Genomic DNA, 22,522 nt, shown 5'->3' on the forward strand with positions numbered 1-22,522 from the left:
GCCTTTCGGCGCAGGGCTACTGAAGACGTGGCTCGGGCTCGGACTCGTCGTCCTCCTCATCGGGCAGCTTGACGTCGCTGACCGCGATGTTGACCTCGACGACTTCGAGACCGGTCATGCGCTCGACCGCCGCGACGACGTTCTCCCGTACATCGCGGGCGACGTCGCCGATCGACACGCCGTACTCGACGACGATCTCCAGATCGAGTGCGGTCTGCGATTCGCCGACTTCGGCCTTGACTCCCCGGGTGACGGACTTGCCGCCGCCGGGGACGCGGTCGCGGACCGCACCGAAGGTCCGGGACAGGCCGCTGCCCATCGCGTGGACTCCGGCCACATCGCGTGCGGCCATTCCGGCGATCTTCTCGACGACACCGTCGGCGATGGTGGTACGGCCCCGGGTCGCGGGGGCTCCCCCGCCACGCCTGGTCAGCGTCCTGGCGTCTCCACCGGTTTCCTTGTCAGGGGTGCGCTGCTGGCTTTCGGTCATCGCCGCTCTTCCCTTCGGGACAGGGTTGGACTTCGCTGCCCACATTAAGCGTGCTTGCCCCATTCCGCGCCGTGGATGCGGCAGGCTGGCCCCATGACAACGGCGCACAGCCCCCAGCGGGCCGACGGATGGACGGCTGCGGTACGGCAGCGACTCGGCCTGGGCCGGTTGCTCCCTCTGGGCGGTCCCGGGGACGGAACCTGGATCGCGGAACATGCGGCGGCCTCGGTGCTGCGGGACGCCGCCGCCGGATCGGGCGCGGTCCTGGGGAAGCTCAGGATCGGGCCGGTGGACCCCGACGCGGCCCCCGCTCCGGCGATGGACGGGGTCGTGGTGCCCGCTCCTCCCAGCGCCTATCCGGCCGGGCCGCTGCGGATCGAGGCGGAGTTCTCGGCCACGACGGACCAGCCACTGCCCGCCACGGCCGAGGCACTGCGCTCGCTGCTGCTGGACACGGCACACCAGCGGCTCGGCATGGTGGTCACGGAGGCCGACCTACGGGTGACGGAGCTGCTGGACACGGCGCCCGAGCCGGTCGCGCCCCAGGCCGACGAGGTGCGTGCGGCGGAGGCGGACGGGGTGGCGGGGACGGCGGCGGCCGCGGTGCCAGGCGTCGTCGCGCTGACCCGGGTCCTGGGAAGTGCCGTGCACACCGGCGAGGATCATCTCCGGGTCGAGGTGGCGACGGCCGGGGACCACCGGGCGCTCGATGTCGCTCTGGCGGTACGCACGGCGGTGACGGCGGCGGTGGAGGGCCATCCGCCGGTCGGTGTACTCATCACCGCCGTGGTCGCACCGGGCTGACCGGAGGCGCCCGCTCAGTCGGTGACGCCCGCCAGGTCGCGCAGCCTGCGGCCCTGGGCGGCCCGCTCGGCGGTGCGCTGCTCCTCGTACGTACGGGAGGCGGCGCCGCTCAGCAGGGCCTTGGTCTCGACGACTGCGTCGCGGGGGGCGGCCAGGAGGGCGGCGGCCAGGTCGCGGGCGGCCCCGTCGAGCTGGTCGGCGGGGACGACGAGGTTGGCGAGGCCGGTGCGCTCGGCCTCCTCCGCGTGGACGAAGCGGCCGGTGGCGCAGATCTCGAGCGCGCGGGCGTACCCCACGAGGTTCACCAGGGGGTGCGTGCCCGTGAGGTCGGGGACGAGACCGAGACTGGTCTCGCGCATGGCGAACTGCACGTCATCGGCGGCGATCCGCAGATCACAGGCGAGGGCGAGCTGGAAGCCGGCACCGATCGCGTGGCCCTGGACGGCCGCGATCGACACGATGTCGTTGCGGCGCCACCAGGTGAACGCCTCCTGGTACTCGGCGATGGTCGCGTCGAGCTCGGTCTCCGAGCCACGCGCCAAGTCGAGGAAGGACGGCTCACCGTCGAACCCTTCCGGGCTGAACGCCTGCCGGTCGAGTCCCGCGGAGAAGGACTTGCCTTCGCCGCGCAGCACGACGACCCGCACACTGCCGGGCAATGCCCGTCCGGCCTCCGTCAACGCCCGCCACAGAGCGGGAGACTGAGCGTTGCGCTTGGCCGGATTGGTGAGAGTCACTGTGGCAACCGCGTCATCGACGGTGAGCCGTACGCCGTCCTTGTCGAGCACAGAGTCGAGCGAGGTCATGGGACGCCTCCGGATCGGGTGCTGTCAGCACTTCACTGAATAAGTGACTGAACAGTAACCACCCGGACGACCCTGCGGTCGGCCGGGTGGCCACCACGATTTCCGGTGAGCCCCGGGGCATTTCCACGAACCGCCCCGACCGCTGTCGACGGTCAGGCCGTAGTGGCCTTCTTGCCTCGTGTCGCTCCGCCGCGTCCCCGCAGCGTCACTCCGGACTCACTGAGCATCCGGTGCACGAACCCGTAGGAGCGGCCGGTGTCTTCGGCCAACGCCCGGATGCTCGCACCGGAGTCGTACTTCTTCTTCAGGTCTGCCGCGAGCTTGTCACGCGCGGCGCCGGTAACCCGGCTGCCCTTCTTCAGAGTCTCGGCCACCCGTGCCTCCTCATAGGAAGTGCGCTCTGGACTCTCATGATCACCCCTCCCGCGCTTCCTGGCCACCCATTCGGCAAGGTCTGTGCGAGCGGTTTCGTCGTCCGGGAGCACGTCAACACGGACGGAATCCCATATTCCGCAGGTCTGCGCGGACAGATAGGGAAAGCGGCCGGAAGAACCACCAGGTCAGGGCCGTGAGGGCTCGGCGGCCCCATATGGGTGCGCCCGGCAGGTATCTGCCGGGCGCCACGCCGAGGTACGAGAGCCACTCACTCAGATGATGGATCACACGTAGGCCGAATGATCCATACGGCGTGGATCAGCGAGTGGATCAGCCTGCGTCGCCCTTCCCCGCAGGGGGTCAGGCCAGGGCCACCAGGTCGCGGTAGTCCGCACCCCACAGGTCCTCGACGCCGTCCGGCAGCAGGATGATCCGCTCCGGCTGGAGCGCCTCGACCGCGCCCTCGTCGTGGGTGACGAGGACGACGGCGCCCTTGTACGTGCGCAGCGCGCCCAGGATCTCCTCGCGGCTGGCCGGGTCGAGGTTGTTCGTGGGCTCGTCGAGGAGCAGGACGTTGGCGGACGAGACGACCAGCGTCGCCAGGGCGAGTCGGGTCTTCTCCCCACCGGAGAGCACTCCGGCGGGCTTGTCGACGTCGTCTCCGGAGAACAGGAACGAGCCGAGCGTCTTGCGGACCGCGACGAGGTCGAGGTCGGGCGCCGCGGAGCGCATGTTCTCCAGGACGGTGCGGTCGGGGTCGAGGGTCTCGTGCTCCTGGGCGTAGTAGCCGAGCTTGAGGCCGTGGCCCTCGATGATCTCGCCGGTGTCGGGCTTCTCGGCGCCGCCGAGGAGACGGAGCAGCGTGGTCTTGCCCGCACCGTTGAGGCCCAGGATGACGACCCGGGAGCCCTTGTCGATGGCGAGATCCACATCGGTGAAGATCTCGAGCGAGCCGTACGACTTGGACAGGCCCTCCGCCATCAGCGGGGTCTTGCCGCACGGCGAGGGGTCGGGGAAGCGCAGCTTGGCGACCTTGTCGGAGACCCGCACGGCCTCCAGGCCCGAGAGCAGGCGGTCGGCGCGCTTGGCCATGTTCTGGGCCGCGACGGTCTTGGTGGCCTTGGCGCGCATCTTGTCGGCCTGCGCGTTGAGGGTCGCGGCCTTCTTCTCGGCGTTCTGACGCTCGCGCTTGCGGCGCTTCTCGTCGGCCTCGCGCTGCTGCTGGTACAGCTTCCAGCCCATGTTGTAGACGTCGATCTGGGCGCGGTTGGCGTCGAGGTAGAAGACCTTGTTGACGACGGTCTCGACGAGTTCGACGTCGTGGGAGATCACGATGAAGCCGCCGCGGTACGTCTTGAGGTAGTCGCGCAGCCAGACGATCGAGTCCGCGTCCAGGTGGTTGGTGGGCTCGTCGAGGAGCAGGGTGTCGGCGTCCGAGAAGAGGATGCGGGCCAGCTCGACGCGGCGGCGCTGACCACCGGAGAGGGTGTGCAGGGGCTGGCCGAGCACCCGGTCGGGCAGGCTGAGCGCGGCGGCGATGGTGGCGGCCTCCGCCTCGGCGGCGTACCCGCCCTTGGTGAGGAACTCCGTCTCCAGGCGCTCGTACTTCTTCATCGCCTTATCACGGGTGGCGCCCTGGCCGTTGGCCATGCGCTCCTCGTTCTCCCGCATCTTGCGCAGGATGGCGTCGAGGCCGCGGGCCGAGAGGATGCGGTCGCGGGCCAGGACCTCCAGGTCGCCGGTGCGCGGGTCCTGCGGGAGGTAGCCGACTTCGCCGGAGCGGCTGATGGTGCCGCCTGCGGGGGTGCCCTCACCCGCGAGGCACTTGGTGAGGGTGGTCTTGCCCGCTCCGTTGCGGCCCACGAGGCCGATGCGGTCGCCCTTGGCGATGCGGAAGGAGGCGGACTCGATGAGGATGCGGGCGCCGGCGCGCAGCTCGATGCCGGAAGCGGTGATCACGGGGAAAACTCCAGGGGCGTATGGACGGCGGAGGGAGGACTACGGATTCACGACTCGACGCCGTCTAATGCACAAGGAGAATTGCCATAGGGCCATTCTACTGGCGGTGTGCAACTTCTTTTTCGCGTGCTGCGGGGGACGAACCATCCGATACTCGGCGCAGGGCGGCTCGGCGCCGCCGGAGCCGAGGGCGGTGCGCCAATGCGGTTCACGGACCGCTGCGCCACCTTCGGCTGAGCCCGGGGCCGTGTCGGGCGGCGGTGCGCGGGGCTTTGTCAGCGCCCGGTGGAACACTGAGACACAGATCACATCGGAGCAGTGGCACGCAGAAATGGGTGAGCGTCATGACAGGCGCAGCGAAGAGCGTACCGACGATCTATCCGACGGTTCTGTACGCGGACGCGAAGGCCGCGATCAGGACCCTGACGCAGGCTCTCGGCTTCACCGAGGAAGCGGTGTACGAGGGGGAGAACGGCCACGTGCTCCACGCCGAGCTGTCCTGCGGCAACGGCAGGGTGATGCTCGGTTCCAAGGGAGGTGCGGGCGTCTTCGCCAAGGCGATGGAGGGGACGGGACCGACCGGTGTGTACGTCGTCGTGGACGAGGTCGACGAACACCACGCGCGGGCGGTGGAGCACGGGGTGGAGATCCTGATGCCGCCCACGGACCAGGACTACGGCTCGCGGGACTACATCGCGCGGGACGCGGAGGGCAATGTGTGGAGCTTCGGTACGTACGCCCCGGGGTCCTCGGACTGACCGGCCCCGGGGGCGTACGTACCGTGCTTCCCTACGCGCCGCCGGTGTGGACCTGGAAGGCGGCGCGGCGTACGGCCTTGGCCAGGGCGGGGTCCGGGTGTGCGGCGGCCAGCGCGACCAGCACCTGGACCGTGCGCGGGTGGCCGACGGCGCGGACCTCGTCGAGCAGGGCCGGGACCGTTCCCTGTACGGCGGAGTCGAGGTGGCGGACCAGCAGCCCGGTCTCGCCGTGGTCGGCGACCGCCGCCGCCGTGTCCACCCAGAGCCAGGTGGCTTCCTCGCGGCTGAGGACCTCCTGGGCGTCGTCCGGGTCGGTGCCCTCGTATTCGGCGAGCCAGAGCAGCGCGTAGGGCCGCAGCGACACGTCGGTGACGACGGAACGCACCACGGGTTCGGCGGGGGCGCCGACGACGCGGAGGGCTTCGAAGGCGAGGCCGCGCAGGAGCGCGTCCTCACCGCGGGCCACGGCGAGCAGTTCCGCGACGGCGCTGCCGACGGGGCGTGCGGCGAGCCAGGCACGGTATTCGGCGCGGGCCGGGCCCGGGGTGAGCCGGGCGCAGCCGAGCAGCATGTCGGCCGCGGACTGTTCGATGTTGCCGGCCGGGCTCTGGGCGGCGACGCAGATCTGTTCCAGCTTGACCCACACCGCCCAGTTGCCGAGCGGGGTGAGGGTGGCGTGGCCGGAGCCGAGGGTGAGGGCGCCGACGGCGGCCAGCCCTTCCAGCGCCCAGTCCAGCAGCAGCGCGTTCAGGTCGGCGGAGTCCTGCGCGGGCCGGCCGGTGGCGGTTGCGGCGGGCAACTGCGGGCCGTAGGCCACCTCGCAGCGCTCCTCGTGGAGTTCCGCGACGCGCTGGCCGAGGAGATCGAGGAGAGCGGGCACGGTGACCGGGCCCGCCGAGAGCTGGAGGAGGGAGAGCACCTGGGGTACCGCCTCGACCGCTTCGGCGACGGTGGTCGCCTCGATGTCCCGGGGCGCGGCGTGGACGAGTGACCAGGCGTCGAAGAGCGCCACCCAGCCGCGGAGCACGGCGGAGTCGTCGCGCTCCCAGGCACGCAGCCGCCAGCCGGGTCGCACGGTGTCGCCGTGCAGTTCGACGAGTCCCGCGAGCCTGGCGCGGTCCCAGCCGGCCCGCACCTGGGCCGGGGTCAGGCCGAGTGCCGCCGCGGCCCGTTCGAGGGCCTGAGGGGTCGGCGGTGCCGTACCGGGGCTCGCGACGTCGGCTGCCCAGTGGGCGATGCGTACGGCGTCGGCGAGCACGGCCCTGGCCTGACGGGCCAGTTCCGCCGGAGGCGGGGTGCCCTCGGGAGGGCGGGGGGCCGGCCTGGTGCGCCGGGTGGTCACGGCCTTGCGGGCGGTGGCAAGAGGTCGCGGGCGGACAAGTCGCAGCCTGGAGTCGCGCGGGTTACGGGACGTCACGGGAGCAGTCTTGCCTCTGACGGCCCGAAAGCCCAAACGGAAGCCGACCCAACGGTTTTCGGGGACCTCCGGAGACGGCTCATCAACCGGGCCTATCGGTCACAACGCCTCACATCAGAGGGGTGAGGAAGCGCCGGAGCGTCTCTTCGTACCGCCCCGGGCCGGCGTTCCACATCGCCGCATGCGGAGCCTGCGGTACGGCGTGCAGGGCGACCAGGTCGGGGCGGAGCCGGGCCAGCGCCTCCGAATCCGCCCACGGAGCCAGGGTGTCGTCGGGGCCGTGGAAGATCAGCGTCGGGGCGTGCAGGGCGACGGGGAGGGAGGTGTCCAGCAGCCGGGCGCCGCGGAGCCCGGTCTGGCCCTGGGCGGCGCGGACCGCCAGTGGCAGCAGCGCGGCGGGAACGCCCCGGGCGGCGGCCAGGGCGCGCAGGGTGGCCCGCCAGTCGAGGACCGGTGAGTCGAGGACGAGGCCGGTGATGCGGTCGCGGAGCGCGCAGTTCACGGCGGCGTGCAGGGCCATCGAGGCGCCGGTGGACCAGCCGTGGACGATGACGCTGTGGGCTCCGTAGCGCACCGCGTAACGGATGGCGGCGTCCAGGTCGCGCCATTCGGACTCACCGAGGTGGCCGAGGCCGTCCGCCGGGCGCGGAGCTCCGGCGTCGCCGCGGTAGGCCAGGTCCAGTACGGGCATCTGCTGGGCGTTGAGGAACCCCATCAGGTTCATGGGGTGTTCGCGGGTGGTGCCGAGGCCGTGCACGGTGATCACCCAGACGTCACGGGGAGCGGGCACGAACCAGGCGGGCAGGACGCCCAGCTCGCCGGGGATCTCGACCTCCTTGAAGTCGAGCCCGAGTGCGCTGCCCGGGTCCCCGCTGTACAGCTCGGGGGTCATGCGGACCTTGGCGCCCGGTTCCAGGCTGCCGTGGACGACGCGCTCCAGTCTGCGGACGACGGTGTCGGCGCCGCGCTCCGCCTGCTCGATCACCGGTCCGACGACGGCGTGGACGCCTGGGCCCACCAGTCCGTACGTACCGGGCCGGAGCGCGGCGAAGGAGCGGGTCAGGGTGACCTGTCCGGCCGCCGTGGCGTGCACGGTGAGCCTGTGGTCGCCGGGGAAGGGACGTCCGGACGGCACCTTGAGGGCGGCGTCACTGGCGTACCGGCCGGCCGCGACCGCTGCCGCGCCGACGCCGAGGATCGTGGTGACGGCCGCTGCCGTCGCTGTAGCCGGGCGCATGCTTCAGTGTCACGGCGACCGCGGCGCGGTGCCAGTGGGCGGGGCCGTCCGATGCCCGCCGGTGCGCGCCCCGGGACGTCAGCCGGGCTGGCCGTAGCCCTTCAGGGCGTCCTGCACGTCGCGCAGCTGGGTATGGGAGAGCAGCGTCGGCCGGTGGCCGGGCACGGAACTCGCGGTGATCCAGAGCCTGCACAGCCATTCGAGCTGGGCGGTGCGGTCGTACGCCTCGTCGAGGGTGTTCCCGTAGGTGACGGTTCCGTGGTTCTGCAGCAGGCAGCCCGTGCGGTCGCGCAGGGCGGTGAGCATGTTCTCGGCGAGCTCCCGGGTCCCGTAGCGCGCGTAGGCGGCGGTGCGGACGGGGCCGCCGAGCATCGCGGCGGCGTAGTGCACGAGCGGGACCTCGGGGACGAGCGTGGAGACCGCGGTGGCGTGCACGGCGTGGGTGTGGACGACGGCGCCGGCGCCGGTGTTCGCGTAGACGGCGAGATGGAGCGGGAGTTCGCTGGTGGGGGCGAGGTCGCCGAGCACCTGCCGGCCTTCCAGGTCCACGCCGACCGCGTCCGCGGGACGGAGCCGGTCGTACGGCACGCCGCTGGGGGTGACCAGGACGACGTCTCCGACCCGGGCCGAGACGTTGCCCGAGGTTCCGACGACGAGGCCGTCGGACGCCGTCCTGCGGGCCGTCGCGACCACGTCGTCCCAGGCCCGTTCGATCGCGTCCCGATGCTGATCACTCATGGGGGAAATCCTAGGGGTGCGGGGCGTACGGGCGCCGGGAGTGCGCGTCTGGTGACCAGGATCTCCCTGGTGGGAAAAGCGGCCGAAAACGTTCGCCACCGGGTCGTAACGGAGGGGCTCCCTCCAGGCGCCGGACGGGCTGTGCACCCCTTCCCCACACAAGCGGAGTGGCCGCACTCCGATTGGGGTCACCACAACGCCCTGCTCAGTTCACCTTCCGTTCACTCAGGTTGCCTACGGTCCACGTGCCACTGACGTCGAGCGATTGCCTGGGTAAATGGAACACATCACACTGCTGCTTGCGATTGTGATCGTGACAGCTCTCGTGTTCGATTTCACGAACGGTTTCCATGACACCGCCAACGCGATGGCCACCACCATCTCGACCGGCGCTCTGAAGCCCAAGACAGCGGTGGCGATGTCCGCCGTTCTCAATCTGATCGGCGCGTTCCTGTCGGTGGAGGTCGCGAAAACGATCTCCGGCGGGATCGTCAACGAGGACGGCCTGAGAACCGAGGTCATCTTCGCGGCGCTCGTCGGCGCCATCCTCTGGAATCTGCTGACCTGGCTGGTGGGCCTGCCCTCCAGCTCCTCGCACGCCCTCTTCGGCGGCCTCATCGGCGCCGCGGTCATGTCGGCCGGCTGGTCCTCGATCGACGGCGGCACCGTCGTCACCAAGGTCCTGCTCCCCGCCATCGCCGCCCCGCTCGTCGCCGGCCTCGCGGCCCTGCTGGCCACCAGGCTGACGTACCGGATCAACCGGAAGGTCACCGACGAGGCCCAGCTGAAGTCGACCGCCAAGGGCTACCGGGCCGGCCAGATCGCCTCGGCCGGGCTCGTCTCCCTCGCCCACGGCACGAACGACGCGCAGAAGACCATGGGCATCATCACCCTGGCCCTGGTCACCGGCGGTGTCCTGGCCCCCGGCTCCAACCCGCCGGTCTGGGTCATCGTCTCCGCCGGTGTCGCCATCGCCCTGGGTACCTACCTCGGCGGCTGGCGCATCATCCGCACCATGGGCAGCGGCCTCACCGAGCTCAAGCCGCCGCAGGGCTTCGCCTCCCAGACCAGTGCGGCCACGGTCATCCTGGCCTCCTCCCACCTCGGCTTCTCCCTCTCCACCACCCAGTCCTGCTCCGGCGCCGTCATGGGCGCGGGTCTCGGACGCAAGGGCGGTGTGGTCCGCTGGTCCACCGCCACCCGGATGTTCATCGCCTGGGGCCTGACCCTGCCGGCCGCCGGTCTGGTCGGCGCGGGCGCAGAGTTCCTCACCAAGCAGGGCAGCTGGGGCGTCGCCGTCGTCGCGGTCCTGCTCGTCGCGGGCTCCGGCGCCATCTGGCTGCTGTCGCGCCGCAAGCCGGTCGACCACACCAACGTCACGGACAGCCAGCACCCCGAGCCCGCGGGCGTCGTCACGATGGCCATGGCGGCCGTCACGCCGCCGCCCACCGGCACCGCGGCCATGGAGATCAAGTCCACCATCCCGGCCCCGGCCGGTACCACCGCCGACCCGGCCCGCCCGGCCACGGTCTAAAGGGCAGGAACTACCACCATGAAAATCGACTGGGCAGCTCTTGCCTCCGTCTTCGGCGTCAGCCTCGTGGTCACCGTGGCGCTCGTCGGCCTCTTCACCCTCGGCATCGTCGGCCTGTCCAGGCAGGCCGCGACCGCCTCGGCCGGCAGCTCCGGCGGCTCTCTCGCCCTGGCCCGTACCGGCGCATACCTCTGCTTCGGGCTCTGCGCCGCGGCGGTCACCTACGGGATCTACCTGATCGTCGTCTGACGCAGCGGCCGCAGCGCACGCTGCCGCATATGTCTCCCTCGCCGTTGATCTGCGCGCAGCCTCGCAGGTCAACGGCGAGTTGACGGGCGTTCGCACAGCGTGGTGGACTGCCCGTGCCGTTTACGGCGACAGAAGAGGAAGCCGGTGCGAATCCGGCGCGGTCCCGCCACTGTCACCGGGGAGCACTCCCCCCACACCGGAAGTCACGGTCCGCCCGCGGACTGGAAGGCCGGGGGGAACTGCCGATCCGGAAGCCAGGAGACTCTCGTCGCCGGTCACGTCGAACCAGGGCGCGGACCCTGAGTGAGGACATACGCCATGCTGCCCGGCCGCTGTGCGCCCGATCCTGTGTCACCTGTCGCCAGAACGTCCCGTGCATCGGCGGGCTGAGCCATGCGTGCCGACCGCATATTCGCGTACGGCGCCACGACCGGTCTGATCGGCGATCTGCTCCTGGGCGATCCCCGCCGGGGTCACCCCGTCGCCGCCTTCGGGCTGGCAGCCGCGGAGGTCGAGAACCGCCTGTGGCGGGACCACCGCGGGTGGGGCGCGCTCCACACGCTGATCTGCGCCGGAGGCGCCGCGGGAGCCGCCGCGCTCACCGCACGCGCCGTCCGCGACCGCCCCGCCGTCGCCGTCGCGCTGACCGCCGCCACCACCTGGTCCGTCATCGGCGGTACCTCACTGGGCCGCGAGGCACGCGCCATCGGCGGTGCGCTCGACGCCGGGGACCTCGACACGGCCCGCGAGCGGCTGCCCCACCTGTGCGGACGCGACCCGCAGGCGCTCGACGGGCCGCAGATCGCCCGCGCCGTCGTCGAATCCGTCGCCGAGAACACCTCGGACGCCGTCGTCGGCGCCCTCGTCTGGGGCGCACTGGGCGGCGTACCCGGTCTCGTCGCCTTCCGGGCCGTCAACACCCTCGACGCCATGGTGGGGCACAGGTCGCCCCAGTACCGGCGGTACGGCTGGGCCTCCGCCCGCCTCGACGACCTCGCGGGCTGGCCCGGGGCCCGCCTCACCGCCGCACTCGCCGTCGCCGCCGGCGGCCGGCCCCTGCAGGCGGTACGGGCCTGGCGGGCCGACGCGGGCAAGCACCCGAGCCCCAACGCGGGACCGGTCGAGGCGTCGTTCGCGGGCGCGCTCGGCGTACGGCTCGGCGGGACCCTCGCGTACGGCGGCCGGGTCGAGCACCGGCCGGTGCTCAACGGGGTGGCCGGCCGCGCGGTGGAGACCCCGGACATCGAACGTGCGGTGCGGCTGTCGCGCCGGGTGAGTGCGCTGGCCCTCGGCGTCTGTGTGGCCGGACGGCTGATCGCGGGACGGAGACGGATATGAGCGGCGGACTGCTGGTCGCGGGAACCACGTCGGACGCGGGCAAGAGCGTCGTCACGGCGGGGATCTGCCGGTGGCTCGTACGGCAGGGGGTGAAGGTCGCGCCGTTCAAGGCGCAGAACATGTCGCTCAACTCGTTCGTCACCCGCGAGGGCGCGGAGATCGGACGCGCCCAGGCCATGCAGGCGCAGGCCGCCCGGGTGGAGCCGACGGCGCTGATGAACCCAGTGCTGCTCAAGCCCGGCAGCGACCGGTCCAGCCAGGTCGTCCTGATGGGGAAGCCCGTCGGCGAGATGAGCGCACGCGGCTACCACGGGGGGCGCCAGGAATCGCTGCTCGGAACCGTCGTGGACTGCCTGGAGCAGCTTCGGGGCACGTATGACGCCGTGATCTGCGAGGGGGCGGGCAGTCCGGCCGAGATCAATCTGCGGCGTACGGACATCGTGAACATGGGCATCGCACGGGCTGCACGCTTCCCCGTACTGGTGGTCGGGGACATCGACCGCGGCGGTGTCTTCGCCTCGTTCTTCGGTACGACGGCGCTGCTGAGCGCGGAGGACCAGGAGCTGGTCGCCGGGTATCTCGTGAACAAGTTCCGGGGCGACGTCTCGTTGCTGGAGCCGGGTCTCGACATGCTGTACGAGCTCACGGGGCGGCGGACGTACGGGGTGCTGCCGTTCGCGCACGGGCTGGGAATCGACGAGGAGGACGGGCTGCGGGTGTCGCTGCGCGGCGCCGTCCGGGAGTCCGCCGTCACCGCGCCGCACGGCGAGGACGTCCTGCGGGTCGCGGTGTGCGCCGTACCGCTGATGTCGAACTTCACCGACGTGGACGCACTGGCCGCCGAGCCGGGTGTCGTCGTGCGGTTCGTGGACCGGGCGGAGGAGCTGGCCGACGCGGACCTGGTGATCGTGCCGGGCACGCGCGGCACGGTGAAGGCACTGGCCTGGCTGCGGGAGCGGGGACTGGCGGACGCGCTGGTGCGGCGGGCCGCCGAGGGGCGCCCGGTGCTGGGGATCTGCGGCGGTTTCCAGGTGCTCGGTGAGCACATCGAGGACGAGGTGGAGTCGCGGGCCGGGCACGTCGACGGGCTCGGGCTGCTGCCGGTACGCATCCGCTTCGAGAAGGCCAAGACGCTGGCCCGGCCGGTCGGTTCGGCGCTCGGGGAACCGGTCGAGGGGTACGAGATCCATCACGGGGTCGCCGATGTGCGGGGCGGGGAACCGTTCCTGGACGGATGCCGGGTGGGCGCGGTGTGGGGGACGCACTGGCACGGGTCCCTGGAGAGCGACGCGTTCCGTCGGCGGTTCCTGGCGGAGGTCGCGCGGGCGGCGGGGCGGCGGTTCGTCGCCGCGCCCGACACGAGCTTCGAGGTGCTGCGGGAGGAGCAGTTGGACCGGCTGGGGGATCTGATCGAGGAACACGCGGACACGGACGCGTTGTGGCGGCTGATCGAGGGCGGGGCGCCGGCTGGGCTGCCGTTCGTGCCGCCGGGGGCGCCGCGGGTGGGTACGCCTGTGGGGGCGGGTGCGCCTGCGGGTGCGGCGCGCCTTCCCCTGCCCGCCCCTTCCCGTGACCGGGGCTCCGCCCCGGACCCCGGTCCTCGATCGCCGGACGGGCTTGAGAACGCCCGGAACGCGGTCCTGGAGCCGGGTGGGCTTGAAGAGGACCGGAACGTGGCCCGGGAAGTCGACGGGCTCGAAGAGGCCCGGAACGCGGTCCTGGAAGTGGCCGGGAACGGGGCGGATCTGCCGCATGCCGAGAAGGAGACTCTGTGAGTACGCCGTATCCGTTCACCGCCATCGTCGGGCAGGACGACCTGCGGCTCGGGCTCCTGCTGAACGCCGTCAGCCCGGCCGTCGGCGGGGTCCTCGTGCGGGGGGAGAAGGGGACCGCCAAGTCCACCGCCGTGCGGGCCCTCGCGGCGCTCATGCCCGAGGTCTCCGTCGTTCCGGGGTGCCGGTTCTCGTGTGATCCGGTCGCGCCCGACCCGGCGTGTCCCGATGGGCCCCACGAGGCCGCGGGCGGTGTGTCGCGGGCCGCGCGCACCGTCGAACTGCCCGTCGGGGCCTCCGAGGACCGGCTCGTCGGGGCACTGGACATCGAGCGGGCACTCTCCGAGGGTGTGAAGGCGTTCGAGCCCGGGCTCCTCGCCGACGCCCACCGCGGCATCCTGTACGTCGACGAGGTCAACCTGCTCCACGACCACCTCGTGGACCTGCTCCTCGACGCCGCCGCCATGGGCGCCTCGTACGTGGAGCGCGAGGGCGTCTCCGTACGGCACGCGGCGCGTTTCCTGCTGGTCGGGACGATGAACCCCGAAGAAGGCGAACTGCGGCCGCAGTTGCTGGACCGGTTCGGGCTCACCGTCGAGGTCGCCGCCTCCCGCGACACCGATCTGCGGGTCGAGGTCGTACGGCGCCGGCTGGCCTACGACGACGACCCGGCCGGCTTCTCCGCCCGATGGGCGGACCAGGAAGAGGAGTTGCGCGAGCGGATCGCCGCCGCGCGCGCCCTGCTGCCCCAAGTCGTCCTCGGTGACGGCGTGTTGCGGCAGATCGCGGCGACCTGTGCGGCCTTCGAGGTGGACGGGATGCGCGCCGACATCGTCATGGCCCGTACCGCCACGGCGCTGGCTGCCTGGGCCGGGCGGGAGGAGGTGCTCGCCGAGGACGTGCGCCAGGCCGCGCTGCTCGCGCTTCCGCACCGGCGCCGGCGCAATCCGTTCGACGCGCCGGGGCTCGACGAGGACAAGCTGGACGACACGCTGCGGGACGCCGCGCCGGACGAGAGCCAGGGCGAGGGCGACAATGATCCGGACCCGGACGGGCCGGATGACGGCGGTGACGGTGGTGGTGGCGGTGGCGTGCCGCCGCAGGCCGACGGCCCTGATGGACCGGCCGGGGCCGGCACGCCGGACCACGCGCCGGAGAGCGGCGGCGACGCGCCCGGACAGGGGCGGCCGTCCGGGGGCGGTGAACAGCAGCCCGTACGCGCGGCGGAGCCGTTCCGCACGAAGATGCTGAGCGTGCCCGGACTGGGCGAGGGAGCGGCGGGGCGGCGCTCCCGGGCGCGTACGGAGCACGGCCGTACGACCGGCTCGCGGCGGCCCCAGGGGGCGCTGACGAAGCTGCACCTGGCGGCGACCGTGCAGGCGGCCGCGCCGCATCAGCACGCCAGGGGCCGGTCCGGGCGGGGCCTCGTGGTCCGGCGCGACGATCTCCGGCAGGCGACGCGGGAGGGGCGCGAGGGGAACCTCGTGCTCTTCGTCGTGGACGCCTCCGGGTCGATGGCGGCCCGGCAGCGGATGAGCGCCGTGAAGGGTGCGGTGATGTCGCTGCTGCTGGACGCGTACCAGCGGCGGGACAAGGTCGGTCTGATCACCTTCCGGGGCAAGGACGCCGAGGTGGTGCTGCCGCCGACGTCGTCGGTGGACGCGGCCGCGGCGCGGCTGGAGTCGCTGCCGACCGGCGGGCGCACCCCGCTCGCCGCGGGGTTGCTCAAGGCGCACGACGTCCTGCGCGTGGAGCGGCTGCGCGACCCCTCGCGGCGGCCCCTGCTCCTCGTGGTGACGGACGGGCGGGCGACGGGGGGTCCGGACCCCCTGGCGCTCGCGGCGCGGGCGGGGCGGCTGCATGCCGCCGAGGGCACCGCGTCAGTCGTCGTGGACTGCGAGTCGGGGATCGTACGGCTCGGCCTCGCCGCACAGCTCGCCAGGGATCTCGGCGGCAGCGCCGTCACGCTCGACGAACTGCGGGCCGACACGATCGTCGGGCTCGTGAAAGACGTATCTGCAGCCGGGAGGGCCGCGTAATGCCACAGGGACAGCCGAATTCGGTGCCGGACGACGGTCTCACCACCCGTCAGCGGCGCAATCGCCCGCTGCTGTTCGTCCACACGGGCATCGGCAAGGGGAAGTCGACGGCGGCCTTCGGTCTCGCGCTCCGCGCCTGGAACCAGGGCTGGCCGATCGGGGTGTTCCAGTTCGTGAAGTCGGCGAAGTGGAAGGTCGGCGAGGAGAACGCCCTGAAGGTGCTCGGCGCGAGCGGGGAGGGCGGCACCGTCGACTGGCACAAGATGGGCGAGGGCTGGTCCTGGGTGCAGCGGGACAACCAGCTCGACAACGAGGAGAAGGCCCGCGAGGGCTGGGAGCAGGTCAAGCGCGACCTGGCCGCCGAGACGTACAAGCTGTACGTCCTCGACGAGTTCGCCTACCCGATGCACTGGGGCTGGATCGACACCGACGAGGTGGTCCAGGTGATGCGCGACCGTCCCGGGACGCAGCACGTGGTGATCACTGGGCGCAACGCTCCGGACAAGCTGATCGAGGCCGCCGACCTCGTGACCGACATGTCGAAGGTCAAGCACCCGATGGACGCGGGCCAGAAGGGCCAGAGGGGCATCGAGTGGTGAGCGTTCCGCGTCTGGTCATCGCCGCGCCGGCGTCCGGCAGCGGCAAGACCACCGTCGCCACGGGGCTGATGGCGGCCTTCGCGGGCCGCGGACTCGCCGTGTCCCCGCACAAGGTAGGCCCGGACTACATCGACCCCGGGTACCACGCCCTGGCGACCGGCCGCCCCGGTCGCAATCTCGACGCGTACATGTGCGGTCCCGAGCTGATCGCCCCGCTGTTCGCCCATGGGGCGAGCGGCTGCGACCTCGCCGTGGTCGAGGGCGTCATGGGGCTGTACGACGGTGCCTCGGGACAGGGCGAACTGGCGTCGACCGCCCAGGTGTCGAAGCTGCTGCGGGCGCCCGTGGTGCTCGTGGTGGACGCCTCCTCGCAGTCCCGCTCGGTCGCCGCGCTCGTGCACGGTTTCGCCTCCTGGGACCCGCAGGTGCGGATCGGCGGGGTGATCCTGAACAAGGTGGCGTCCGACCGGCACGAGGCGCTGCTAAGGGAGGCGCTCGACGAGTCGGGCCTTCCGGTGCTCGGGGTGCTGCGGCGTTCCGCGCAGATGGCGACGCCGTCCCGCCACCTCGGTCTCGTTCCCGTGGCCGAGCGGGCCACGGACGCCGTCGATGCCGTACGGGCGATGGCCGAGCGGGTCCGGGCCGGCTGCGATCTGGACGCCCTGATGGCGCTGGCCCGGACGGCGCCGCCGCTGCCGGACGAGGTCTGGGAGCCGCGGCCGGTCACGGACCGGCAACCGGTGGCGGGTGGGCGGCCGGTGGTGGCCGTGGCGGGCGGGGCGGCGTTCACGTTCGCGTACGCCGAGCATGCCGAGCTGCTCACGGCGGCGGGCGCCGAGGTCGTGGTCTTCGATCCGCTGCGCGACGAGAAGCTGCCGGCGGGCACCTCGGGGCTGGTCGTGGGAGGCGGCTTCCCCGAGATGTACGCGCCGGAACTGTCGGCGAACGAGCCGCTGCGCCTGGCGGTGACGGAACTGGCGCGGGGCGGCGCCCCGGTGGCCGCCGAGTGCGCCGGGCTCCTGTATCTGGCGCGTGAGCTGGACGGCCGGCCGATGTGCGGGGTGCTGGACGCGGAGGCCCGGATGTCGGAGCGGCTGACGCTCGGATACCGGCAGGCGGTGGCCGTGTCCGACAGTGTCCTGGCGGTCGCGGGCACCCGGATGCGCGGCCACGAGTTCCACCGGACGGTGCTGGAGCCGGGCGCCGGGGCCACGCCGGCCTGGGGCATGCATCAGCCGGAGCGGCGTGTGGAGGGGTTCGTACAGGGGGGCGTGCACGCGAGCTATCTGCACACCCACTGGGCGGCGTCACCCGGTGTGGCAGGGCGCTTCGTGGACAAGTGCCGGGGATGAACTCCGTGGACAAGTGCCGGGGATGAACTCCGTGGAGAAGTACCGGGGATGAACGGATGAGTGCGGGCGCCGCGGTCCGTCCGGCGGCGCCGCACTCACTCGGCGATGCCCACGACCAGCCAGATGAAGCCCACCCCGGCGACGGTGCACAGCAGCGTCGAGCGGGCCGGGTGGGTGTGGTGCGCCTCGGGCAGGATCTCGGCGGCGGCCAGGTAGAGCAGGGCGCCGCCGAAGAAGCCGAGATAGCAGCCCAGCAGTTCCTCCGGAAGGGTGAACAGCAGCGTCGTCGCCGCGCCCACGATCGGGGCCAGCGCGTCCGCGAAGAGCATCAGCATCGCCTTTCGGCGGGCGTTCCCGTACAGCCTGGTGAGGGTGTACGTGTTGAATCCGTCGGCGAAGTCGTGGGTGATGACGGCGACTGCGACGGCGGCTCCCATGCCGCCGCCGACCTGGAACGCGGCGCCGAGCGCGATGCCGTCCATCAGGCTGTGGCCCACCATCGCGGCCGCCGCCGTCAGGCCGACCTGCGGCACCCGTTCGTCGCTCGCGCCGTGTGCCGCCTGGCGTCCGGCGAGCAGCCGCTCGACCAGATGGGCCACCAGGAAGCCGCCCACGAACAGCAGAAGGGCGGCCGGCACACCGAAGACCTCGCCGCCCGCCGCCTCGATCGCCTCGGGCAGGAGGTCGAGCCCGACCACGCCGAGCATCAGCCCGCCCGCGAGGCCGAGCACCAGGTGACGGCGGTCGGTGACGCGTTGAGCGACCCAGCCGCCGGCCAGAGTCATCAGGAACGCGCCGAGCGCGACGAACACCGCCATGGCCCCTTGCTAGCCGATCGGCACCCCCGCGCGCATCTCAGGACGCCCTCACCCGGCTCGGTTTCCGTGACCCGTGGTCAGGGGGTCCGCGTACGAGAGGACTCCGTACCGTGAACCGCCCCGCCTCCCTCGTCGTGGGCGTGGGCGCCCGCAAAGGCGCTCCGGCCGACGAGGTGCTGGAGCTGATCCTGACGACCCTGCGCGCGGCCGGGCTCGACGTCGCCGAGGTCGCGGAGCTGGCCACCGTCGAGTCGAAGGCGGACGAGCCGGGAATCGTGGGTGCGGCGGCCGGGCTGGGGGTGCCGGTGCGCGCCCACCGGGCGCGGGAGCTGGCCCGGGTGCGCGTCCCGCATCCCTCCGGTGCGGTACGGGACGCCGCGGGTACGCCGTCGGTCGCCGAGGCCGCCGCGCTGATCGGCGGGGGCGAACTGCTGGTCCCGAAGCGGAAGTCGGCCCCCGGGGGCGGGGGCGCCTCCTCGGTGACCTGCGCGGTGGTCCGGCGGCCCGTCGCCGAATCGATGTCCACCCCACCGGTGACGTACGGCCCGGAGCCGTTCACCATGGCTGCCATGACACCCCCCACGAAGGACCTCGAAGTCGCCGGCCCCGACCTGCGCCACCACGGTGACGCGGAAGTGCGCGGCCACGATCTGACCGACCTCGCCGTGAACGTACGGACCGGGACACCGCCCGACTGGCTGCGGGAGCGGATCGCCCTGTCGCTCGGCTCGCTGGCCGCGTATCCGGACGGGCGGCCCGCGCGGGCCGCCGTCGCCGCGCGGCACGGGCTGCAGGTGGAGCGGGTGCTGCTGACGGCGGGTGCGGCCGAGGCGTTCGTCCTGATCGCCCGTGCGCTGCCCGCCCGGCGGCCGGTCGTCGTGCATCCGCAGTTCACCGAGCCGGAGGCGGCGCTGCGGGCGGCCGGGCACGAGGTGGGGCGGGTACTGCTGCGCCCCGAGGACGGCTTCCTGCTCGACCCGGCGGTGGTGCCCGAGGACGCCGATCTGGTGGTGATCGGCAATCCGACCAACCCGACGTCGGTGCTCCACCCCGCGGGTGTCCTGGAGAAGCTGGCCCGTCCCGGCCGGACGCTGGTGGTCGACGAGGCGTTCATGGACGCGGTGCCCGGCGAGCGGGAGGCGCTCTGCGGACGCACGGACATCCCCGGGCTCGTCGTCCTGCGCAGTCTCACCAAGACCTGGGGTCTGGCCGGGCTCCGGATCGGTTATGTGCTGGCCGACCCGGCGACGGTCGCCGTCCTCCAGGAGGCGCAGCCGCTGTGGCCGGTCTCCTCCCCCGCGCTGGCGGCGGCCGAGGCGTGCATGGAGCCGCGGGCGCTGGCGGAGGCGGCCCGGGCGGCCGACCGGATCTCGGTGGACCGGGCCCATCTGCTGGCCGGGCTGGCGGAGTTCGGCGAGATACGGGTGGTGGAGCCGGCCCAGGGGCCGTTCGTCCTGCTCCGGGTGGAGCGGGCGGCGGAGATCCGGGAGCGGCTGCGGTCCCTGGGGTTCGCGGCGCGGCGCGGTGACACCTTCCCGGGCCTCGGGCCCGAGTGGCTGCGGCTGGCCGTACGGGACCGAGCGACGACCAACCGCTTCCTTCAGGCGTTCGACCAGGCACTCCAGGCGTTGCCCTGGAGACCCGTGGGCTGAGTGGCCCGTGCCGGACGGGCCGGTTCGCTGTCCCGGCCCGTCCGGCGGGCCCCTGTCAGCCCTGGGTGCGCCTGCGGGCCACGACGGTGGCCGCGGCGCCGACGGCCAGCAGCAGCGCCGCGCCGCCCGCGATGTACGGGGTCGTGGAACTGCCGCCGGTCTCCGCGAGGTTCGGCTCCTCGGCGGCCGGGGCGGGGTCGGACCCGGTCTGCGGCTTCACCTCGCCGCCGGTCGAACCGCCCGTCGAGCCACCGGTAGCACCGCCGGAGGTGCCTCCGTCGGTGCCGCCCGGCTTTTCGGGCGTCTTCGGTGTCTCGCAGGTCGCCTCGGCCAGCGTCACCTCGCCGTGCACCTCGGCGACATTGAGTTCGAGCGGATTCACCGACACCTTGAGCTGCAGCGCGACGGCTGCCGCGGTACGCGAGGTGGTCCCGGTCTCCGACAGGTCGAGGGTCACCTCACCGACGCCCGGCACGTCCACGCGGGTGGTCCCGCCCGCGGTGAGCGTGACCTTCTTGCCGAGGACCGACACGTGCCCGAGCACGTTCGACTCCGCGACCGGCTTGCGGCCGGCCTCGCAGACGGCGCTGGAGGTGACCTTCTCGACCTCGATGAGCGAGAGGAGCGGCAGTCCCGGCACATGGACGGTGGCCTTCGCGAGGTTCGAGCGGCCCTCGGCCCTGTGCTCGTCGACGGTCGCCTTCGCCGTGGCCACGTCGGCCTTCAGGACGCTGAAGGGGTTTCCTCCGTCCACCCCGTCGAGCTGGACGCTGAGCGCGGTCTTCCCGGCGCTCGCGGGAGCCCGCACCTCGTTGAGCGTGGCCTTCAGCGGAACGTTGACCGTCTTGTTGACGAGTGAGACATCGAGTGCGGTACGGAGGACGACCGCGCTCGCCTTTCCGTCGCCGGTGACCGTGGTCGCGGTGGCGGCCTGCGCGGGAACGGCGGCAAGCAGCGCGACAGGGGCGGCGGCGACCGCCAGGGCGGCGAGGCGGAAGGTGTTGCTGTTCAAGATGGTGGAACCCCCACAAGAGACATGGAGCCACCGGCGCCGCCCAATGGGGGACATCGCGGGCGCCGGTGGCCTCGACTCCGTGAATCTTTGCGCACGGAGGGTGAACTGGCGGATACCTGGAGTGAGTTCACCCCAAAGGGGGGTTTTGGTGCGTGTATTCGATTCTTTCGGCACGCACGTTCCCCGGAGTCACCCGTTTCACGGAGCGCACGGGGTGCGGCCGTTGACGAGGGGGGTGCACGCAGAAGTGTTTCAACGACACACACCCGCCCCGGTCACCGGTTGTCAACGCGGCGCCGCACCCGGCCGGATCATCGGGTCAGCCGATCAGGCGCCCGTTCAGCACGATCCTGCGGGGCGCCGCCAGCACCCGTACATCCGCACGCGGGTCCTCGTCGTACACCACGAGGTCGGCGGGGGCGCCCTCCTCCAGGGCGGGCCGGCCGAGCCACTGCCGCGCGCCCCAGGCCGTCGCCGAGAGGGCTTCCAGGGGCGGGATGCCCGCCTTGACCAGTTCGGCGACCTCCGCCGCGACCAGGCCGTGGGCCAGCGAGCCGCCCGCGTCGGTGCCGACGAAGACCGGGACGCCCGCGTCGTACGCGGCGCGCACCGTGTCGTAGCGGCGCTCGTACAGCCGGCGCATATGGGCCGACCACCGGGGGAACCTCGCCTCGCCGCCCGCCGCCAGGTCCGGGAACGTGGCGATGTTGACCAGGGTCGGGACGATCGCCACGCCGCGCTCGGCGAAGAGCGGGATGGTGTCCTCGGTCAGCCCCGTCGCGTGCTCGATGCAGTCGATCCCGGCCTCCACGAGGTCGCGCAGCGCCGCCTCGGCGAAACAGTGGGCGGTGACCCGCGCTCCCAGCCGGTGCGCCTCGGCGATGGCCGCCTCGACCTCGCCGCGCGGCCAGCAGGCCGTCAGATCCCCGGCGTCCCGGTCGATCCAGTCGCCCACCAGCTTCACCCAGCCGTCGCCGCGCCGCGCCTCCCGCGCGACGAAGGCGACGAGGTCGCCGGGCTCGATCTCATGGGCGTAGTTGCGGATGTACCTGCGGGTCCTTGCGATGTGACGGCCGGCCCTGATGATCTTCGGCAGGTCCTCGCGGTCGTCGATCCACCGGGTGTCGGAGGGCGATCCGGCGTCCCGGATGAGCAGCGTGCCGGCCTCCCGGTCGGCGAGGGCCTGCTTCTCGCTGGTCGCCTCGTCGACGGGGCCGTGACGGTCGAGGCCGACGTGGCAGTGCGCGTCCACCAGGCCCGGCAGCGCCCAGCCGGTGACGGTCACCGCGTCGTCGGCGCCGGGCGGCCGCTCGTACGAGATCCGCCCGTCGACGGCCCACAGTTCGTCCCGGACCTCGTCCGGGCCGACGAGCACCCGCCCCTTCACCCGCAGGACCTGCGGCTCTTCGTGATCGCTCATATGCGGCACTGTACGAGGCCCTCGGTACCCTCGACCAAGCCCTGTTCGTGGGGGGGGGGGCGGCCCCGCCCCCCAACCCAGTCCGGGCCCGAGAGAGGACCCCCGAGTCGCAACCCCTCCACGACCTCGCCCCCCACCCCCCCGCCCCAT

The 22,522-nt window shown here is 72.5% G+C and carries 20 protein-coding genes and 1 riboswitch; of the genes, 10 read left to right on the top strand and 10 right to left on the bottom strand.

Annotated elements, in window-relative coordinates:
* Positions 1-16 precede the first annotated feature (16 nt).
* Positions 17-490, bottom strand: coding sequence for an Asp23/Gls24 family envelope stress response protein (locus tag ACFWSK_RS09990; protein ID WP_383783388.1), 474 nt, complete (start codon positions 488-490; stop codon positions 17-19).
* 93 nt (positions 491-583) lie between these two features.
* Between ACFWSK_RS09990 and ACFWSK_RS09995 the strand changes: the two genes are divergently transcribed.
* Positions 584-1,294 (top strand): hypothetical protein, encoded by a 711-nt coding sequence (locus ACFWSK_RS09995; protein ID WP_383783389.1) that lies wholly within the window; start codon positions 584-586, stop codon positions 1,292-1,294.
* 14 nt (positions 1,295-1,308) lie between these two features.
* On the opposite strand, the gene ACFWSK_RS10000 is transcribed toward ACFWSK_RS09995, so the two are convergent.
* The 3 genes from ACFWSK_RS10000 to ACFWSK_RS10010 form a co-directional block, all read right to left on the bottom strand.
* The gene (locus ACFWSK_RS10000) at positions 1,309-2,100 is read right to left on the bottom strand and encodes an enoyl-CoA hydratase/isomerase family protein (RefSeq protein WP_383783390.1); all 792 of its coding nucleotides are present in this window, start codon (positions 2,098-2,100) and stop codon (positions 1,309-1,311) included.
* Between the two features lie 152 nt (positions 2,101-2,252).
* Positions 2,253-2,474: a helix-turn-helix domain-containing protein gene (locus ACFWSK_RS10005; RefSeq protein ID WP_383783391.1), complete on the bottom strand. Its 222-nt coding sequence runs from the start codon at positions 2,472-2,474 to the stop codon at positions 2,253-2,255.
* A gap of 361 nt (positions 2,475-2,835) precedes the next feature.
* A complete protein-coding gene (locus ACFWSK_RS10010) occupies positions 2,836-4,434 on the bottom strand; it encodes an ABC-F family ATP-binding cassette domain-containing protein (RefSeq protein ID WP_383783392.1) in 1,599 nt (532 codons plus the stop codon).
* A 344-nt stretch (positions 4,435-4,778) separates the two neighbouring features.
* Between ACFWSK_RS10010 and ACFWSK_RS10015 the strand changes: the two genes are divergently transcribed.
* The gene (locus ACFWSK_RS10015) at positions 4,779-5,192 is read left to right on the top strand and encodes a VOC family protein (RefSeq protein ID WP_383783393.1); all 414 of its coding nucleotides are present in this window, start codon (positions 4,779-4,781) and stop codon (positions 5,190-5,192) included.
* A gap of 31 nt (positions 5,193-5,223) precedes the next feature.
* Here ACFWSK_RS10015 and ACFWSK_RS10020 read toward each other — a convergent pair whose 3' ends face one another.
* From ACFWSK_RS10020 to ACFWSK_RS10030, 3 genes are all read right to left on the bottom strand, one after another.
* The gene (locus tag ACFWSK_RS10020; protein ID WP_383783545.1) at positions 5,224-6,534 is read right to left on the bottom strand and encodes a hypothetical protein; all 1,311 of its coding nucleotides are present in this window, start codon (positions 6,532-6,534) and stop codon (positions 5,224-5,226) included.
* A gap of 184 nt (positions 6,535-6,718) precedes the next feature.
* On the bottom strand, positions 6,719-7,846 hold the full coding sequence (locus tag ACFWSK_RS10025) for an alpha/beta hydrolase (RefSeq protein ID WP_383783394.1): 1,128 nt from the start codon (positions 7,844-7,846) through the stop codon (positions 6,719-6,721).
* Positions 7,847-7,924: 78 nt separating this feature from the next.
* Positions 7,925-8,584, bottom strand: a complete 660-nt coding sequence (locus ACFWSK_RS10030) for a class II aldolase/adducin family protein (protein WP_383783395.1) — start codon at positions 8,582-8,584, stop codon at positions 7,925-7,927.
* A 277-nt stretch (positions 8,585-8,861) separates the two neighbouring features.
* On the opposite strand from ACFWSK_RS10030, the gene ACFWSK_RS10035 reads away from it, so the two are divergent.
* The 7 genes from ACFWSK_RS10035 (at position 8,862) to ACFWSK_RS10065 (ending at position 17,467) form a co-directional block, all read left to right on the top strand.
* Positions 8,862-10,118 carry an anion permease gene (locus ACFWSK_RS10035; RefSeq protein WP_383783396.1) on the top strand — a complete coding sequence of 419 codons (1,257 nt, stop codon included), beginning with the start codon at positions 8,862-8,864 and terminating at the stop codon, positions 10,116-10,118.
* 18 nt (positions 10,119-10,136) lie between these two features.
* Positions 10,137-10,367: a hypothetical protein gene (locus ACFWSK_RS10040; RefSeq protein WP_383783397.1), complete on the top strand. Its 231-nt coding sequence runs from the start codon at positions 10,137-10,139 to the stop codon at positions 10,365-10,367.
* A 132-nt stretch (positions 10,368-10,499) separates the two neighbouring features.
* Positions 10,500-10,632, top strand: a riboswitch (cobalamin riboswitch).
* A 128-nt stretch (positions 10,633-10,760) separates the two neighbouring features.
* Positions 10,761-11,705 carry a cobalamin biosynthesis protein gene (locus ACFWSK_RS10045; RefSeq protein ID WP_383783398.1) on the top strand — a complete coding sequence of 315 codons (945 nt, stop codon included), beginning with the start codon at positions 10,761-10,763 and terminating at the stop codon, positions 11,703-11,705.
* A complete protein-coding gene (locus ACFWSK_RS10050) occupies positions 11,702-13,480 on the top strand; it encodes a cobyric acid synthase (protein WP_383783399.1) in 1,779 nt (592 codons plus the stop codon). Before ACFWSK_RS10045 ends, ACFWSK_RS10050 begins: the two co-directional genes overlap by 4 nt.
* Positions 13,477-15,516 (top strand): putative cobaltochelatase, encoded by a 2,040-nt coding sequence (locus ACFWSK_RS10055; RefSeq protein WP_383783400.1) that lies wholly within the window; start codon positions 13,477-13,479, stop codon positions 15,514-15,516. Before ACFWSK_RS10050 ends, ACFWSK_RS10055 begins: the two co-directional genes overlap by 4 nt.
* A complete protein-coding gene (gene cobO, locus ACFWSK_RS10060) occupies positions 15,516-16,115 on the top strand; it encodes a cob(I)yrinic acid a,c-diamide adenosyltransferase (protein WP_383783401.1) in 600 nt (199 codons plus the stop codon). Before ACFWSK_RS10055 ends, cobO begins: the two co-directional genes overlap by 1 nt.
* Positions 16,109-17,467: a cobyrinate a,c-diamide synthase gene (locus ACFWSK_RS10065; protein WP_383783402.1), complete on the top strand. Its 1,359-nt coding sequence runs from the start codon at positions 16,109-16,111 to the stop codon at positions 17,465-17,467. Before cobO ends, ACFWSK_RS10065 begins: the two co-directional genes overlap by 7 nt.
* A gap of 95 nt (positions 17,468-17,562) precedes the next feature.
* Here the strand turns inward: ACFWSK_RS10065 and ACFWSK_RS10070 are convergent, their stop codons facing one another.
* Positions 17,563-18,285 carry a ZIP family metal transporter gene (locus ACFWSK_RS10070; protein ID WP_383783403.1) on the bottom strand — a complete coding sequence of 241 codons (723 nt, stop codon included), beginning with the start codon at positions 18,283-18,285 and terminating at the stop codon, positions 17,563-17,565.
* Positions 18,286-18,395: 110 nt separating this feature from the next.
* Between ACFWSK_RS10070 and cobC the strand changes: the two genes are divergently transcribed.
* Entirely contained in the window at positions 18,396-19,937 is a 1,542-nt protein-coding gene (cobC, locus tag ACFWSK_RS10075; protein WP_383783404.1) for an Rv2231c family pyridoxal phosphate-dependent protein CobC, read from the top strand.
* 55 nt (positions 19,938-19,992) lie between these two features.
* Here cobC and ACFWSK_RS10080 read toward each other — a convergent pair whose 3' ends face one another.
* Both ACFWSK_RS10080 and ACFWSK_RS10085 read right to left on the bottom strand, forming a co-directional pair.
* A complete protein-coding gene (locus tag ACFWSK_RS10080) occupies positions 19,993-20,949 on the bottom strand; it encodes an SCO1860 family LAETG-anchored protein (RefSeq protein WP_383783405.1) in 957 nt (318 codons plus the stop codon).
* Positions 20,950-21,271: 322 nt separating this feature from the next.
* Positions 21,272-22,372 (bottom strand): amidohydrolase family protein, encoded by a 1,101-nt coding sequence (locus ACFWSK_RS10085; protein WP_383783406.1) that lies wholly within the window; start codon positions 22,370-22,372, stop codon positions 21,272-21,274.
* Positions 22,373-22,522 lie beyond the last annotated feature (150 nt).

Origin of the sequence: Streptomyces sp. NPDC058620, from assembly GCF_042717135.1 — a bacterium.
Taxonomy (GTDB): domain Bacteria; phylum Actinomycetota; class Actinomycetes; order Streptomycetales; family Streptomycetaceae; genus Streptomyces.

What these genes read in the sequence shown, in the direction of transcription:
- ACFWSK_RS09995 (WP_383783389.1), top strand. Translation starts at nt 584, where the DNA reads ATGACAACGGCGCACAGCCCCCAGCGGGCCGACGGATGGACGGCTGCG.
- ACFWSK_RS10070 (WP_383783403.1), bottom strand. Translation starts at nt 18,285, where the DNA reads ATGGCGGTGTTCGTCGCGCTCGGCGCGTTCCTGATGACTCTGGCCGGC.
- ACFWSK_RS10085 (WP_383783406.1), bottom strand. Translation starts at nt 22,372, where the DNA reads ATGAGCGATCACGAAGAGCCGCAGGTCCTGCGGGTGAAGGGGCGGGTG.
- ACFWSK_RS10025 (WP_383783394.1), bottom strand. Translation starts at nt 7,846, where the DNA reads ATGCGCCCGGCTACAGCGACGGCAGCGGCCGTCACCACGATCCTCGGC.
- ACFWSK_RS09990 (WP_383783388.1), bottom strand. Translation starts at nt 490, where the DNA reads ATGACCGAAAGCCAGCAGCGCACCCCTGACAAGGAAACCGGTGGAGAC.
- ACFWSK_RS10030 (WP_383783395.1), bottom strand. Translation starts at nt 8,584, where the DNA reads ATGAGTGATCAGCATCGGGACGCGATCGAACGGGCCTGGGACGACGTG.
- ACFWSK_RS10035 (WP_383783396.1), top strand. Translation starts at nt 8,862, where the DNA reads ATGGAACACATCACACTGCTGCTTGCGATTGTGATCGTGACAGCTCTC.
- ACFWSK_RS10000 (WP_383783390.1), bottom strand. Translation starts at nt 2,100, where the DNA reads ATGACCTCGCTCGACTCTGTGCTCGACAAGGACGGCGTACGGCTCACC.
- cobO (WP_383783401.1), top strand. Translation starts at nt 15,516, where the DNA reads ATGCCACAGGGACAGCCGAATTCGGTGCCGGACGACGGTCTCACCACC.
- ACFWSK_RS10040 (WP_383783397.1), top strand. Translation starts at nt 10,137, where the DNA reads ATGAAAATCGACTGGGCAGCTCTTGCCTCCGTCTTCGGCGTCAGCCTC.
- ACFWSK_RS10045 (WP_383783398.1), top strand. Translation starts at nt 10,761, where the DNA reads ATGCGTGCCGACCGCATATTCGCGTACGGCGCCACGACCGGTCTGATC.
- ACFWSK_RS10050 (WP_383783399.1), top strand. Translation starts at nt 11,702, where the DNA reads ATGAGCGGCGGACTGCTGGTCGCGGGAACCACGTCGGACGCGGGCAAG.
- ACFWSK_RS10015 (WP_383783393.1), top strand. Translation starts at nt 4,779, where the DNA reads ATGACAGGCGCAGCGAAGAGCGTACCGACGATCTATCCGACGGTTCTG.